The organism is Marinactinospora endophytica (assembly GCF_054780875.1).
On the sequence record NZ_BAAGVM010000013.1, the window covers coordinates 119,603 to 134,451 of the forward strand.

Below are 14,849 nucleotides of genomic sequence, written 5' to 3' on the forward strand. Positions count from 1 at the left end.
ACGGTTTACTCGGACGTCCGATATTCGGTCGTCCTAGTAAATGGTGACGCGCAGCACTCTATCTCACAATTCGGACGATCTTCCACCCCTGACATCCCCATCCGCCAAAGCCCCCTCCAACGCCTGGAACGTGCGTTCCCACGTCCAATCGCGCACCATCCACGCCCGTCCCCGCCGTCCCATCCGCTCGGCCGCTCCCCTGTCGGCCAACAGGGCGATCAGGCGGTCGGCCACCTCACGCGGGTTCCTCCCGTCCGCGACATAGCCCGTCTCCCCGTGGCGCACCGCCTCGGGTGCCCCACCCGAGGCGCCCGCGATCACCGGCAGCCCGCTCGCCGCGGCCTCCAGGTAGACGATGCCCAGCCCCTCCGGCTCCAGCCCGCCCCGCCGCGTCCGGCACGGCATCGCGAAGACGTCGGCCGCCGCGTAGAACTCCGGCAACCGCGCGTGCGGGTGGCCGCCCGCGAACACCACCTGGTCCGCGACCCCCGCCCAGTGGGCGAGCGCACGCAGCCGGTCACCGTCGGGTCCCTCCCCCACCACCAGCAACCGCACGTCCGGCACCTTCACCCGCACCCAGGTCAACGCCCTGATCAGGGTGTCGACCCCCTTGCGCGGCACCAGCCGAGCCACGCACAGCACGACCGGAGCGCCCCCCAACCCGTAGCGTTCGCGCACGGGCCCGCCGTCGAGGCCGGGACGGAACACGTCGACGTCGACCCCGGGGACGAGCCGGCGCATGCGAGACCGCGCCCCCGGTGGCACGGCGCGCTCCAGCTCGCGCCGGGTGAACTCCCCCAGGTAGGTCAAGACGTCGACCTCGGAGGCGATCCGCCGCACCAGGGCCCCAGTCCCGGGCAGCCGGGCCCACCACACCTCGTGCCCATGGGTGATGGCGACGATCTCGCGGGCCCCCGCGGCGCGCAGCCCCGCCGCCAGGAGGCCCAGCGGGGCCGCCGCCCCGAACACCACGCGCTGGCAACCGTGCTCGCGCAGCAGCCCCGTCGAACGCCGCGCCACGCGCCGGGTCGGCAGCAGCGTCCCCTCCGGATCGCGTACCACCGGGAACGGCAACCGCTGGTCATGACCATGGGCACCGGCGGTGTGCGAGGTGTAGACGACCACGCCGCCGGCCCGGGCCAGGCGCACGGCCAGCTCGTACCCGAACGTCTCGATGCCGCCACGGCGCGGCGGGAAGTCGTTGGTGATCAACAGCGTCCGTTCGGGCATCGCGCCCCGTCCTCCCTCACAGGCGATCGGTGCGCGCCACGCTAGACCCCCGGACGTGTCGGCGTCGTCCCTCCCGCGGGGGAGGCCTCCCCTCCCCCGCGAGGAGGACGGAGGTCGGGCAGGGAACTCATCCCTTGACCGCGCCCGCGGTCAACCCCGCGACCACGAACCTGCGGAAGACCAGCACCAGGATCGCGATGGGCGCGGTCACCGACACCGCGGCGGCGAAGATCGTGCCGTAGGGGACCTCGAAGGTCGTCCCGTACAGGGCGATGCCCACCGGGACCGTGCGGTAGGCGTCCTGGGAGTTGAAGGTCAGCGCCATGAGGAACTCGGTCCAGGTCGCGGTGAAGGTGAAAACCCCCGCGGTGAACAGGCCGGGGCGGACCTGGGGCAGGATCACGGTGAGCACCGTGCGGGTGGGGGAGGCCCCGTCGATGGAGGCCGCGTCCTCCAGCCCCCGCGGCACCGCCAGCATGTAGTTGCGCATGATCCAGATCGCGAAGGGCAGGTTGAACGCGATATAGGGGATGATCAGCCCGGCGTGGGAGTTGAGCAGGCCCAGCTGCCGCTCCACCAGGTAGAGCGGGATCACCACCGCGATCGCCGGATACACCGAGATCATCAGCAGCGCGATCATCAGCGGTCCCCGGCCCCGCATCGGGGTACGCGCCAGGGCGTAGCCCGCGAACGTCGCCAACCCCACCACCACGACGGTCGACACCGAGGCCACGACGACGCTGTTGGCGATGTAGCGCCCGAAACCGACACTGGTGAAGGCGTCCACATAGTTGGCCACCGTCACGTCGGCCGGCCACGGGGACGGCGGGGTGGCGCCGACCTCCGTCGCCGGTTTCAGCGAACCCGCCACCAACCAGTACAGGGGCAGCGCCGTGGCCACGACGAGAACGAGCGCGCCGAGGTTGACCAGGTTGACGACACGGCGCCATCCGTGTCGCGATCGCGTCCTCACGTCACGTCCTCCTTGCCCACCTGTGCCTTGAACGCCCGCAGGAACAGCAGGCACGCCCCGGCCACCAGCAGGCCGGTCGATGCGGCGATGGCCGCTCCAGGGCCGATGTTGAGGTCCTGGAACAGCGTCTTGTACCCCATGACCGCCAGGGACTGGGTCGCGATCCCCGGCCCGCCCCCGGTCAGCACGAAGGGCAGGTCGAACACCCCGAACGCCTGAAGGATGCGGAACAGGATCGCCACCGCGATCGTGGAGCGCAGCTGGGGCAGGGTCACCCGCCAAAACGTCGTCCAGGGGCCCGCCCCGTCCACGTCGGCCGCCTCGTAGACGTCCTGGGGCAGCATGACCAGCCCGGCCAGCACGATGATCGCCACGAACGGGGTGGTCTTCCAGATGTCGGCGACCATCATCCCCGCGATGGCCGAGACGGGACGCCCGAGGATCAACGGGGCCGTGCCGAAGAGGGACTCGAACACCCAGGTGGCCACGCCGTAGGTGGAGTTGTAGATGTAGGCCCACAGCTGGGCCGAGACCACCGTGATCATGGACCAGGGGATGAGGAGCAGCGCCATGATCCACCCCCGCCCCGCCCCCAGACGTTCCAGGACCAGCGCGGCGAGCGTGCCGAGGACGAGCTCGATCGCGACCGTGACCACCGTGTAGAGCACGGTGAACCCGAGCGCGTAGTACCAGTCCCCCGAACCGAGCAACGCCACGTAGTTGCCCAGGGTGAGCGCCTCCACCGCGAACCCGTCGTAGGTGATCCGCACCCGGGCGAAGCTCAACACCAGCGAGAAGACGATCGGGAACAGCGTCACCAGTCCGATGACCAGCAGGGAAGGGCTGGTATAGCCCCAGCCGATCCGCGCCATGCGCCGCTGCATCGCGTCGCGGCGGTCCGGCGCGCCGCCCCGTCCCGCGGGCATCCCCTCGGGGGATCTGCGCTGGGGCGGCACCAGTGCCTCGCCCGCCGTCGTCCTCACAGCGCCACTCCGTCCCGGGCCCGCTCCATACCGGCCGCCATCTCGGCCAGCACCTCCGTGACGTCGCCGCCCCCCTCGACCAGCACGGGGTTGACCGAGGTGTAGACCGCCTTGCTGACTTGCGGATAGTAGGGCGTCCCCGTGGGACGGAGGACGAGTTCGGCGTCGGCCGACAGTCGAAACGTCGGATTGTCCTGGGCCGTCACCTCGGGGTCGGCGAGGACCGCCGCCAGGGTCGGCGTGTAGGGCGACGTGGTGGCCATGATGGTCTGCGCCTCCTCTTGCGCCAGCCAACGCGCGAACGCCAGTGCCGCGCCGAGCTGACGGGTGTGCGGGTTGACGAAGTTGTGCCAGCCGCCGAGCGTGGACAACCGGGAGCGGCCCGACCCGTCGAAGGTGGGGCGCAGGGTCACCCCCACCCTCCCCGCCACCGCCGACCCCTCGGGGTTGCCGGCGGCGCCCCAGGCATAGGACCAGTTGCGCAGAAAGGCGGCCTGGCCGCTGGAGAACGCGGTCATGGCCTGTTCCTCGGCGAAGGTGCCCACCGCGGCCGGTGACACGCCGCGGGCGATGAGCCCGGACATGAACTCCAACGTCTGGCGCCCCGCGTCGGAGTCGACCAGGATCCGCCGCGCGGCGTCGTCCATCAACGCGCCGCCGGCATCGGCCAGCATCTCGGTGAAGTTGCAGGTGAGCGTCTCGGAGGAGGCGCCCTGCCACACGAACCCGTAGCGCACGTCACCGGTCTCGCGCAGCCGCAGGGCCGTGTCGGCCATCTCCTCCCACGTGCGCGGCACGGCCAGGTCGTGCTTGGCGAGCAGATCGGCCCGGTGGTACAGGAAGGCGATGTCGAGGTAGAACGGGAACGCCCACGCCTGCCCCTCGTAGAGGGTCGTCGCGACGACCCGCTCGGGATAGGCCGACCAGAACCCGGGATCGTCCTCCGGTCTGCCCAGGGGCATCGCCAGCGCGTGGTGGGCGAACTGGGGCGGCCAGGCGCAGTCGCCGAGGTAGACGTCGGGCGAGGTGGCGCCGCCGGCGATCTGGGTGGTCAGCGTCGTCCGCCGCACGTCGGTGGTCGGTGGCACCTGGAGGAGGTCCACCGTGATGGTCGGGAAGCGCCGCTGGAAGGCCGCGACGAGGGAGCGTCTCAGGTCGCGGCCCTCGTTGTCGGCGAGTTCCTGGGAGAGCCACTCGATCGTCACCGGGTGGTCGGGGATGGCGGTGCTGCGCCCCTCCATCGGGTTCCGGGTGTCGCCGGCGCACCCGGCCAGACCGGCCGTGGCGAGCAGCGCCCCACCGGCCAGCAGGGATCTCCGCGAGAACTCCATAGAGCTTCCCATCGACGACATCGCGTGACCGCCTCTTCGCAAACGTTGCCACTACGAATGTGGCCCAGTCAACACTCGTGTGGAAGATCCCTGCTCTTCCTATTTTTCGGATGCCCGAATGTCATGCAAGCGTTGCCATGGAGCGCCCTGCGTGATTTCATCCCGGATCATGGCCGCTCTCGCTTGCGCGAGCGGCCTCGCCCCACGCCCGGGGGCACGCCCCGGCCCGATCCCGTCCGTCGTCTCGCGCCCGCGCCCCGGACTACGGGACCCGCGGTGCGCCCCACCGCACAAGGGAACCCATGAGCGACACTTGGTGGCGCAACGCCGTCATCTACCAGATCTACCCCCGTAGCTTCGCCGATACCAACGGCGACGGGGTCGGCGATATCGCCGGGATCACCCGGCGGATCGGCCACCTCGCCTCACTCGGCGTCGACGCGGTGTGGCTGTCCCCGTTCTATCCGTCGCCGTGGGCCGACGGCGGCTACGACGTCGCCGACTTCCGCGACGTCGATCCGCTGCTCGGCACGCTCGCGGACTTCGACGAACTCGTCGCCGCCGCGCACGGGCACGGCATCAAGGTCATCGTCGACATCGTCCCCAACCACACCTCCGAACAGCACCCCTGGTTCCGTGAGGCCCTGGCCGCCCCGCCCGGCTCGCCGGCGCGGGAACGCTACATCTTCCGCGACGGCCGGGGACCCGACGGCTCCCTTCCCCCGAGCAACTGGGAGTCGCGTTTCGGCGGCCCGGCCTGGACCCGGCTGCCCGACGGGCAGTGGTACCTCCACCTGTTCGCCCGTGAGCAGCCCGACCTGAACTGGACCAACCCCGAGGTCCGCGCGGAGTTCGTCGACATCCTGCGCTTTTGGAGCCGGCGCGGCGTGGACGGCTTCCGTATCGACGTCGCGAACTCCCTGTTCAAGGACTTGAACGAGCCCCTGCGCGACGTGGTCGTGATCCCCAAGGGCAGCGGCCTGGAGGACATCGCCGCCAACCCCGACCATCCGCACTGGGACCGTCCCGAGGTCCACGAGGTCTACCGCGAGTGGCGCCAGGTGTTCGAGGAGTTCGATCCGCCGCGGGTGGCGGTCGCCGAGGCGTGGCTGCCCAACGACCGGCTCGTCCGCTACCTGCGGCCCGACGAGCTGCATCAGGCGTTCAACTTCGAGTTCCTGCGCTGCCCCTGGGACGCCACGGCCTACCGCCGGGTCATCGACGCCAGCATCGCCTTCACCGCCTCGGTCGGGACCGTCGCCACCTGGGTGCTGTCCAACCACGACGTGGTGCGCCCGGTCTCGGTGCTGGGCCTGCCCACGGGAACCGATCTGAACGCCTGGCTGTTGAGCGACGGCGCCGAGCCGCCGGCCGACGTGGAGCTGGGACGGCGCCGGGCCCGCGCCGCGGCGTTGCTGGAGCTGGCCCTGCCCGGTTCGACCTACGTCTACCAGGGGGAGGAGCTGGGTCTGCCCGAGGTGGCGGACCTGCCCGCCGAGGTGCTCCAGGACCCGCAGTGGGAGCGCACGGGCCACACCGCCAAGGGGCGTGACGGATGCCGGGTGCCGATCCCGTGGGAGCGGTCGGGGCCGTCGCTGGGGTTCGGTCAGGCGCCCGGCTGGTTGCCGCAGCCGCCCGGGTGGGCGGAGCTGTCGGTCGAGGCCCAGACCGGGGATCCCGGGTCGACCCTGGAGCTGTACCGGACGGCCCTGCGGGTACGCCGGGAGTTCCGCGCCGACGAGTCGTTCGCCTGGGACGAGAAGTACGACGAGGGTGACGTGCTGGCCTTCACCCGCGGTGAGCACGTGCTCGTGCTCGTCAACACCGGTTCCGATCCGGTCACGCTGCCCGACGCCGAGGTGCTGGTGTCCAGCGCTCCGCTCTCCGACGGGACCCTACCGGCCGACACCGCCGTCTGGTTGCGCCGCTGAAGACCATCGCCTTTACATCGTAGATCGCGAAGAGTGACGCGGAAGGGGGCCGGGTCCCGGAACCCGGCCCCCTTCCATCACGGGTCACCCCACCGAGGAGTAGGCCACCACTCCCCTGCGGACGGCGTCCATCGCCGTGCGCGCGGTGGAGCGGACCTTGCTCCCCGCCGGCGCCGCGTCGGCGATCTGGCCGAGCATGTCGACCAGCAGCTTGGCCGCGCGCACGAAGTCGCCGGCCGGCATGTCGGCCTCCTGCAGGATCCGGTCGAGCAGGTCGCCCTTGGCCCACCGGTGGGTGGTCCACACGAACCCCAGGTCGGGCTCGCGCAGGAAGGACACCCGATGGTCGCGTTCGACCTCGTGCAGCTCGCCCCACAGCCGGACCATCTCCGCCAGGGTCTCCTGGGGAGCGCCCGAGGGGATCCGGGGAAAGGCGTCGTCGTTGCGCCGTGACTCGTAGACGAGCGACGACACGCACGCGGCCAGGTCCTCGGGGGACAGGTCCTCCCACAGGCCGCGGCGCAGGCACTCGGCGGCCAGCAGGTCCAGCTCCGAGTAGATCTTGGCGAGCAGGCGCCCCTCGTCGGTGACCGTGTCGCCGTCGAGGTAGCCCAGCCGTTGCAGCACCCCGCACACCCGGTCGAAGGTCCGCGCGATGACGTGGGAGCGTCCCTCGACCCGGCGGCGCAGCCCCTCGGTCTCCTTGCTCAGCCGGAAGTAGCGTTCGGCCCACCGCGCGTGGTCCTCGCGTTCGTCGCACCCGTGACAGGGATGGGCCCGCAACGCCTTACGCAGCCTGGCGATCTCGGGGTCCTCGTGCGCGCCCGTGTCGCGCACGCGCCGCGGGGGCTCGACGCCGATCCCGTCCAGCTTGTTGCGCAGCGACGAGGCGAGGTCACGGCGGGCCTGGGGAGAGCGCACCGAGAAGTTGCGGGGGACCCGCAACCGTCCCGCCGGCTCCACCGGGACCGGGAAGTCCGCGGCGTTGACCCGCTTGGCCTGACGGTTGACGGTGAGCACCAGCGGCGCGGGATCACGGCCGGCCTGCACGCCCGGATCCAGGACCACGGCGAAGCCCGCGTGCCGGCCGGCGGGCACGCGGATGATGTCGCCGACGCGCAGGGACTCCAGGCTGCGCACCGCGTCACGGCGGCGACGCGCGCCCCGGTCGCGTGACGCCTGGGCCTCCCGGTCGCTCAGCTCGCGACGCATCCGCGCGTACTCCATGAAGTCGCCCAGGTGGCAGTTCGCGGCCTCGGCGTAGCCCTCCAGGGCCTCCTCGTGCTTGCGCAGCTGGCGCACCAGGCCGACCACCGCGCGGTCGGCCTGGAACTGGGCGAAGGACGATTCGAGCATCGTCCGGCTGCGTTCCCGGCCCACCTGCCCCACGAGGTTGACGGCCATGTTGTAGGAGGGCTGGAAGCTGGAGTTGAGCGGATAGGTGCGGGTACTGGCCAGGCCCGCGACGGCCTCCGGGTCGGTTCCGGGCTGCCACACCACGACCGCGTGGCCCTCGACGTCGATGCCACGCCGTCCCGCCCGCCCGGTGAGCTGGGTGTACTCACCCGGGGTGAGCATGGCGTGGGTCTCGCCGTTCCACTTGTCCATCTTCTCGATGACGACGGTGCGCGCCGGCATGTTGATCCCCAGCGCGAGGGTCTCGGTGGCGAACACCGCGCGGATCAGCCCGCGCGAGAAGAGCGTCTCGACGATCTCCTTGAACGTCGGCAGCAGCCCCGCGTGGTGGGCCGCGATCCCCCGCTCCAGCGCCGCGATCCACTCGTGGTACCCCAGCACCGCGAGGTCGGCGGGCGGGATGTCGGCGCACTGGCGCTCGGCGTACTCGCGGATCTCGTCGGCCTCGGCGTCGCTGGTCAGCTGCAGCCCCGCATAGACGCACTGGCGCACCGCGTCGTCGCAGCCGGCCCGGCTGAAGATGAAGGTGATGGCCGGCAGCAGGCCGTCCCGGTCGAGCTCGGCGATGATCTGGGCCCGCGTGGCCGGGGCGTGCTTGGAACGCGGGCGGGGAGCGCCGCCGCGCGCCCGCGACTGGGGGTGGCGCCGCCGGTAGGCGAGCTGGGTGATCCGGTCGTCCTCCTGGGCCAGCCGGATCAGCCGTGGATTGACCTGGACCCTCTCTCCGTTGAGGACGATCTCGGCGGTCCGGCCGCCCTGGTCGCGCCGGTCCCGTTTGCGGGTGCGCTTGCGCCCGTCACCCCCTGGACGCTCCTCGTCCGCTCCCGAATCCAGCTCGACGAACAGGTCGTGGATGCGGTTGCCGACCATGACGTGCTGCCACAGCGGGACCGGACGGTTCTCGTCGACGATGACGGTGGTGTCGCCGCGCACCTGCTGCAACCACTGGCCGAACTCCTCGGCGTTGCTCACCGTGGCCGACAGGGCGACCATCCGCACCGACTCGGGCAGGTGGATGATCACCTCCTCCCAGACCGCCCCGCGGAAGCGGTCGGCGAGGTAGTGCACCTCGTCCATGACGACATAGGCCAGCCCGGTGAGCGTCCGCGACCCCGCGTAAAGCATGTTGCGCAGGACCTCGGTGGTCATGACGACGATGGGCGCCTCGCCGTTGACGCTGTTGTCGCCGGTGAGCAGGCCGACGTTGTCGGAGCCGTAACGGCGGACCAGGTCGGTGTACTTCTGGTTGGACAGCGCCTTGATGGGCGTGGTGTAGAAGCACTTGTGGCCGTCGCGCAGCGCCAGGTGGACCGCGAACTCCCCGACCACGGTCTTGCCCGAACCGGTGGGGGCCGCGACGAGCACGCCGTGCCCGCCCTCCAGCGCCTGGCACGCCCTGATCTGGAACTCGTCGAACTCGAACCCGTAGAGGTTCTGGAAGTCCTCGATCGCGGCGCTCGACTCGGCCTGGCGCCGGCGGAACGCGGCATAGCGCGCTGCGTGAGTGCTCATATCGCCCAAGCCTAGGTGGTTTGGGCAGGTGCTGCGGCAAACGGACCTGCTTGGGGCGCCGACGTCCGCCCTGGACCGCAAGAGGCCCGCTCCTCATGGGGCGGGCCGTGCTCGCGGGTCAGTCCGCGTCGTCGGGGGAAACGGTGTTGTTGGGCGAGGGGACCGCCCGTACCGGCACCTCGCCGCGCTGGATCGCCGCCTCCTCGGGAGTCAGGTACTCCTCGGGGATGTCGAACTCGCCGTCCTTGGCTCCCAGGACGAACGCCTCCCACTCGGCGGGGGTGAAGAAGAGAATGCCCTTCTGCGGGTTCTTGCCGTCGCGGACCGCGCGGAAACCGTCGTCGAACTTGGCGACCTCGACGATCGCCTCGGAGTCCTCCCGCGACAGCGACGAACGCATCCACACCGCGTTCGTGGTGTCATGCCACTTCTCGTTCCCCTGCGCCTCCGGTGGGAGCTCGCGGGGCTTCTCCCCACCGGGGATCTGCTCGCTCATCGTGGTCCTCCGTGGAGTGGTCACCGTCGCCGGGGCGGGCCTCCCCGGCTTTCAGGACGACCCTAGCGCCTGGGCGTGATCTCGGGGGCCTCATCGTCGTCGAGTGGAGAGATCTCGTCGTCGGACAGGCCAGCGTAGGGGTCGTTGCTCCCCTTACGCCGGTCGTGCAGGAAGGCGATCAGTTCGGCGAGCTCGAACAGCACCACGACGGGGATTCCCAGCGCCAGCATCGTGAAGGGCTCGCCGCCGGGGGTGGCGATCGCGGCGAACACGAAGGCCAGGAAGATGATCATCCTCCGCCACTTCGCGATGGCGCTGTGCGGCAGGACGCCTAGGAAGTTCAGCAGCACCACGATCAGCGGCAGGACGAAGGCCGCCCCGAACACCAGCAGCATCATGATGATGTAGCTGAGGTAGCTGTCGATGGTGATCATCGGCACCGCGTTGTCCGGGGCGAAGGAGAAGACGACCTCCATGCCCTTTTGGGTGACGAAGTAGGCCAGCGCCGAGCCCGAGAGGAACAACGGGACAGCGGCGGCGACGAAGACGTAGGTGTAACGCTTCTCGTTGCCGCGCAGCGCCGGCGCGACGAACGCCCACAGCTGGTACAGCCAGAAGGGGCAGGAGACGATGATCCCGATGATGATCGCGACCTTGAACTTCAGGAAGAAGGCGTCGAAGATGCCGGTGAAGATCAGGTTGCAGTCCCCGCCCACCCCGCCGCGCACGGCCGCCGGCAGGGCGCAGTAGGGGCGCTGGAGGAAGGACCAGACCGGGTCGAACAGCAGGAAGCCGACACACACGCCGAGCCCGACGAAGATCAGCGCCTTGACGATGCGGTTGCGCAGTTCGCGCAGATGGTCCATCAGCGGCATGCGCCCCTCGGGGTTGGCCTCTCGCCGCTGTCGTCTCACCCGCATGACCGCTTACTCTCTCCGCCAGGTCTGTACCGACACGCGCGGCGCCGCTGTGCGACGCCGCGCCGAACCATTGTGGCCCGTTCGCCCCTTCTGGGCGCCCAGGGGATCATTCCCCGTAGGGCCGCCGGTGGGGCTCACCGCTGTTCTCCACGATGCGCTGGCCCGCGGGAAGCTGCGGGTAACCGTTGTGCTGCGGCTGCTGGGGATGGGGACGCCCCTCCTGGGGGACCCCGTAGGCCTGCTGCGGGCCCGCCTGCTCCTGCGTCGCCCCGGGAGCCTGCTGTTCCTTGGGGGTGTCGTCGTCCTCGCTGAGCCCCTTGGCCTCGGCCTTGAGGATGCGCGCACTGCGCCCCATCGACCGCGCCAGTTCCGGCAGCTTCTTCGCGCCGAACAGCAGAAGGGCGATCACCAGCAGAATGAGGATCTCGCGCGCTCCGATACCACCCATGTCTCAACCTCTCTCCGGGGCGCTACCTGCGCCATCGATGGTACGCCCTGATCGGCGAGTGCTCACCGGGCCTCCGCCCTGACTCGGTCGGTCAGCTCCTGTAGCGCCGCGTAGCGCGGTTCCAGCTCGGCCCTGGTGAGCGCGACCTGCTCCTCCAGCCTCCGTACCTGCGCCAGCAGCCGCAGGAGCAGGACGACCAGGACGGACAGGCCACCGAGGGCGGCGAGGAGAAGACCGATCATGACGAGCACGTTTCGAGCCTACTCGCTCATTCCGGAAACGTCAGTGCGCCCTGGGTCGGAGACGGCCACCGGACGGGAAAGGTAAGGCCGGCTTCCTCGCGTTTTCCCTCCTCGTTCACCTGACGGAACATCTGGGGCCGGCCCGGCGGAGCTCAGGGGAGATAGGCCCCTAGCGCCTTCCCGGCCTCCTCGCGCACCTGCTCGGCGACCTCCACGGGCGCCACGACGCGAGCGTCGGGCCCCAACCGCAACGCCAGGCGGCGCGCCCACGCCGGCACCGGGGTGCGCAGCGTCGCGCGCAGCCACCCGCCGTCCAGTTCGCGCAGCCCCTCGCAGACGTACTCCTCGGCGACCCAGCGGCCCGCCGGGGAGAGGTCCAAGGTGACGAACGTGTCATGGGGAGAGGGCGGCAGCAGCCCTCCCTCCAGGTCACGTCCGTGCACCCCCTCGGGGACCTCGGCCGCGACCGGCAGCACGGTGAGGTCCAGCACCCGGTCCAACCGGAAGAGGCGGACGTCCTGGCGCAGCCGGCACCATCCTTCCAGGAACGGGTGCCCCTCCTGCACCAGAAGGCGGATCGGATCGACCTCGCGCTCGGTCACCTCGTCCTGGTAGCTCGACAGGTAGCGCAGGTGCACCCGGTGGCCGCCCCGGAGCGCCTCGTCGGCGCGGCGTTGCACGTCACGCACCTCGTCGCTGATCTCCAGGCGCACGTCCACGGCTTCGGTCAGCCGCTCCACGGGGGCGCCGGCCGCCTCCCTCAGCTTGGTCTCGACGCGCTTGAGCGCGTCGCTGTCGGCGATGCCGGGGAGTTCTCCGAGCAGGTCGCGCAGCAGTTCGACGCCGATGACGAGGCTGGCGGCCTCGTCCGCGGTCAGCCGCAGCGGCTTGGCCAGCGTGTCGGCGTTGGCGATGATGATCTCGCCGGTCTGCTGCGCCGCCTCGATGTCGACGTCGATCAGGTCACCGGGGGTGTAGCCGGGCAGCCCGCACATCCACAGCAGACCCAGGTCCTTGATCACCTGCTTCTCGCTGAGCCCGAAGTGCTCGGCGACCTCGGAGACGCGCACGTCGTGGCTGAGGGCGTAGGGCACCAGCATCAGCAACCGGCGCAGCTGCTCGGAGGAGGCGGCTGCGCGCCGGGGAGCGGCCGCGTGGAGCTCACGCGCGGCGGGCGCCTCGGCCTCGACGTCCCCGAGGTCGCGCTCGGCCACCGCCCGCAGGTGGGCGGCGATCGCGGCGCGGGCCTCGTCGGGTTCCACGACCTCCACCCGGGCCCCGTAGCCGGCGACGTCGGCGACCAGGCCGGCCGGGTCGGTGTAGGGGTACTCCAAGACGTCCCAGCCGGGTTCGCCCACCGAGTGGTCGCCGGGCAGGATCCGGTGCGCGCGACGGCGCAGCTCGTGCGCCGCGTCCGCGCGCACCCGCAGCACCGCCACCCGGTCGGGGCCGGACTCTTGCAGACGCACCATCGACCGCACATCGGCGTCGGCGGGGACCTCGACCGGCGGGCCGCTGGTGACCACCCGCACGTCGCCGACGATGCGGCCCAGCCGGAAGACCCGGCGCGCCCCGCGGCCCCGGTCGTGGCCGGCCACGTACCAGCGGCCCCGGAGGTTGACGACGCCCCACGGTTCGACCTCGCGGCGCGTCACCTCCAGGTCGGGCTTGCGGTAGTCGAACACGATCGGGCGCCGGTCCCGAACCGCCTGCCACACCGGCAGGAAAGCGGGTTCGTCGGTGGCCAGGACCGGGGCGACGCTGGGCGCGGCGTCGTCGTGGACGGGCACGCCCGCGGCGCGCAACTTCATCAGCGCGTTGGCCGCCTCGCTCCCCAGCGCGGCGTGCCGCCAGGCCCGCGCCGCCAGGCCGAGGACGGCGGCCTCGTCGGGGCGCAGCTCGATCTCGGCCAGTTCGTAGTCGGCCCGGGAGATGCGGTACCCCTCCTCGTCGCTCCAGACGTCTCCTCCGCCCATCTCGATCGGGATGCCGCTGTCGCGCAGCTCCTTCTTGTCCCGCTCGAACATGCGCTTGAACGCCGCGTCGCTCTCGGCCTTGGAATAGCCCGGCACCGTCGCCCGGATCTCCTGCGCGGTGAGGAAGCGCCGCGTGGCGAGCAGGCAGATCACCAGATTGAGCTGCCGTTCGGTCTTCTCCTGCGACATCGTGCCGTGCCCTTCCAGCATTGTCGTCAATCGCGCGGGTCCGCCGCGCCCGCACTCGGCAAGACGGTACCGTGCCTGCGTGATCAGATGGCGTGAAGGCGAAGTCAGATCGGTCCGGCGCGAGTGGCCCGGTGCGGCGGAGCTGGAGGTGACGCTGGAAGGGACCCGTGAGGGGTGCCGCGCGCTGGCCTACACCTCGCTCGTCGGACTCCCCCGGCCCGGCGACCGCGTCCTGCTCAACACTAACGCGCTGGCCCTGGGCCTGGGAACCGGCGGTTACGCCCTGGTCGTGGCGATCCCCGACCGGCTGCCCCCCGACCCGCCCCGCGGCCCCGGCCATCTCGTCAAGGCCCGCTACACCCCGTTGCAGGCCACCGTGCTCGGCGCCGACGAGCAGGACTCCCCCCATCACGCCGTACTCCGCGACGCCGACGGGATCGAGGCCATGCCGGTCGTCACCGCCGACCTGCACTCGGCGCTGCCGGCGATCCTCGCCGGGATCGAGCGGGAGCGCCCCGGCAGCCGCGTCGTCTACGTCATGCTCGACGGGGGCGCGCTGCCCGCCTGGTTCTCCCGCAGCGCGGCCGAGCTTCGAAGCTCCGGGAGGCTCACGGCCACCGTCACCGTCGGACAGGCCTTCGGTGGCGACCTCGAAGCCGTGACCACCCACACCGGACTGCTGGCGGCCCGGCACATTCTGGGCGCCGAGATCACCGTGGTGGCGCAGGGGCCGGGCAATCTGGGCACCGGCACGCCGTGGGGCTTCTCCGGGGTGTCCACGGGCGAGGCCGTCAACGCCGCGGCGGTGCTGGGCGGGCGGCCCGTGGCGTCGCTGCGTGTCAGCGAGGGCGACGCGCGCGAGCGCCACCACGGCCTGTCCCACCACAGCCTCACCGCCTACGGCCGGGTCGCGCTGGCCCGCGCCGAGGTGGTCGTCCCCCGGTTGCCGGGGGAATTCGGCGAACGGGTGCGCGCGCAGGCGGCGGTGCTCGGCGAGCGGCACACGCTGGTCGAGGTCGACGTGGAGGGCCTGGAGGAGGCCCTGCTGGAACTGCCGGTGCGGCTGTCGACCATGGGGCGCGGTCTGGCCGAGGACCGCGCCTACTTCCTCACCGCCGCCGCGGCGGGCCGCCACGCCGCCCGGCTCCTCGCCGCCACGACCTGACCCGCCTCGGCGCCGCGGACGGGGCCCGCGGCGCCGG

At 71.3% G+C, this 14,849-nt stretch carries 12 protein-coding genes; 2 read left to right on the top strand and 10 right to left on the bottom strand.

The window, feature by feature from the left end; translation table 11 throughout:
- Positions 1-63: 63 nt before the first annotated feature.
- The 4 genes from ACYVHU_RS22065 to ACYVHU_RS22080 form a co-directional block, all read right to left on the bottom strand.
- The gene (locus ACYVHU_RS22065; protein WP_498949422.1) at positions 64-1,230 is read right to left on the bottom strand and encodes a glycosyltransferase family 4 protein; all 1,167 of its coding nucleotides are present in this window, start codon (positions 1,228-1,230) and stop codon (positions 64-66) included.
- Positions 1,231-1,357: 127 nt separating this feature from the next.
- On the bottom strand, positions 1,358-2,203 hold the full coding sequence (locus ACYVHU_RS22070) for a carbohydrate ABC transporter permease (RefSeq protein ID WP_078763749.1): 846 nt from the start codon (positions 2,201-2,203) through the stop codon (positions 1,358-1,360).
- Positions 2,200-3,186 (bottom strand): carbohydrate ABC transporter permease, encoded by a 987-nt coding sequence (locus ACYVHU_RS22075; protein ID WP_235001164.1) that lies wholly within the window; start codon positions 3,184-3,186, stop codon positions 2,200-2,202. The genes ACYVHU_RS22070 and ACYVHU_RS22075 overlap by 4 nt, the downstream gene beginning before the upstream one ends.
- Positions 3,183-4,517 (bottom strand): ABC transporter substrate-binding protein, encoded by a 1,335-nt coding sequence (locus tag ACYVHU_RS22080; protein ID WP_078763750.1) that lies wholly within the window; start codon positions 4,515-4,517, stop codon positions 3,183-3,185. The genes ACYVHU_RS22075 and ACYVHU_RS22080 overlap by 4 nt, the downstream gene beginning before the upstream one ends.
- A gap of 302 nt (positions 4,518-4,819) precedes the next feature.
- Here ACYVHU_RS22080 and ACYVHU_RS22085 point away from each other — a divergent pair, with 302 nt between their 5' ends.
- The gene (locus ACYVHU_RS22085; RefSeq protein ID WP_432940013.1) at positions 4,820-6,448 is read left to right on the top strand and encodes a glycoside hydrolase family 13 protein; all 1,629 of its coding nucleotides are present in this window, start codon (positions 4,820-4,822) and stop codon (positions 6,446-6,448) included.
- Between the two features lie 84 nt (positions 6,449-6,532).
- Here the strand turns inward: ACYVHU_RS22085 and ACYVHU_RS22090 are convergent, their stop codons facing one another.
- The 6 genes from ACYVHU_RS22090 to ACYVHU_RS22115 form a co-directional block, all read right to left on the bottom strand.
- A complete protein-coding gene (locus ACYVHU_RS22090; protein ID WP_498949423.1) occupies positions 6,533-9,376 on the bottom strand; it encodes a DEAD/DEAH box helicase in 2,844 nt (947 codons plus the stop codon).
- A gap of 118 nt (positions 9,377-9,494) precedes the next feature.
- The gene (locus ACYVHU_RS22095; protein WP_078763753.1) at positions 9,495-9,872 is read right to left on the bottom strand and encodes a DUF397 domain-containing protein; all 378 of its coding nucleotides are present in this window, start codon (positions 9,870-9,872) and stop codon (positions 9,495-9,497) included.
- 62 nt (positions 9,873-9,934) lie between these two features.
- Complete coding sequence (tatC, locus tag ACYVHU_RS22100; protein WP_078763754.1) at positions 9,935-10,747, bottom strand: twin-arginine translocase subunit TatC; 813 nt, start codon at positions 10,745-10,747, stop codon at positions 9,935-9,937.
- Positions 10,748-10,898: 151 nt separating this feature from the next.
- Positions 10,899-11,240 carry a Sec-independent protein translocase subunit TatA gene (gene tatA, locus ACYVHU_RS22105; protein ID WP_078763755.1) on the bottom strand — a complete coding sequence of 114 codons (342 nt, stop codon included), beginning with the start codon at positions 11,238-11,240 and terminating at the stop codon, positions 10,899-10,901.
- Positions 11,241-11,302: 62 nt separating this feature from the next.
- Entirely contained in the window at positions 11,303-11,491 is a 189-nt protein-coding gene (locus ACYVHU_RS22110) for a hypothetical protein (protein WP_078763756.1), read from the bottom strand.
- A 143-nt stretch (positions 11,492-11,634) separates the two neighbouring features.
- Complete coding sequence (locus ACYVHU_RS22115) at positions 11,635-13,647, bottom strand: helix-turn-helix transcriptional regulator (RefSeq protein ID WP_078763815.1); 2,013 nt, start codon at positions 13,645-13,647, stop codon at positions 11,635-11,637.
- Between the two features lie 79 nt (positions 13,648-13,726).
- Between ACYVHU_RS22115 and ACYVHU_RS22120 the strand changes: the two genes are divergently transcribed.
- The gene (locus ACYVHU_RS22120; protein WP_078763757.1) at positions 13,727-14,812 is read left to right on the top strand and encodes a DUF3866 family protein; all 1,086 of its coding nucleotides are present in this window, start codon (positions 13,727-13,729) and stop codon (positions 14,810-14,812) included.
- The last annotated feature ends 37 nt before the right edge of the window (positions 14,813-14,849 follow it).

Bases quoted from the DNA above. Each gene is read 5' to 3' on its own strand.
- ACYVHU_RS22065 (WP_498949422.1), bottom strand. From the start codon at position 1,230: ATGCCCGAACGGACGCTGTTGATCACCAACGACTTCCCGCCGCGCCGT.
- ACYVHU_RS22080 (WP_078763750.1), bottom strand. From the start codon at position 4,517: ATGGAGTTCTCGCGGAGATCCCTGCTGGCCGGTGGGGCGCTGCTCGCC.
- ACYVHU_RS22085 (WP_432940013.1), top strand. From the start codon at position 4,820: ATGAGCGACACTTGGTGGCGCAACGCCGTCATCTACCAGATCTACCCC.
- ACYVHU_RS22090 (WP_498949423.1), bottom strand. From the start codon at position 9,376: ATGAGCACTCACGCAGCGCGCTATGCCGCGTTCCGCCGGCGCCAGGCC.
- ACYVHU_RS22095 (WP_078763753.1), bottom strand. From the start codon at position 9,872: ATGAGCGAGCAGATCCCCGGTGGGGAGAAGCCCCGCGAGCTCCCACCG.
- tatC (WP_078763754.1), bottom strand. From the start codon at position 10,747: ATGCCGCTGATGGACCATCTGCGCGAACTGCGCAACCGCATCGTCAAG.
- tatA (WP_078763755.1), bottom strand. From the start codon at position 11,240: ATGGGTGGTATCGGAGCGCGCGAGATCCTCATTCTGCTGGTGATCGCC.
- ACYVHU_RS22115 (WP_078763815.1), bottom strand. From the start codon at position 13,647: ATGTCGCAGGAGAAGACCGAACGGCAGCTCAATCTGGTGATCTGCCTG.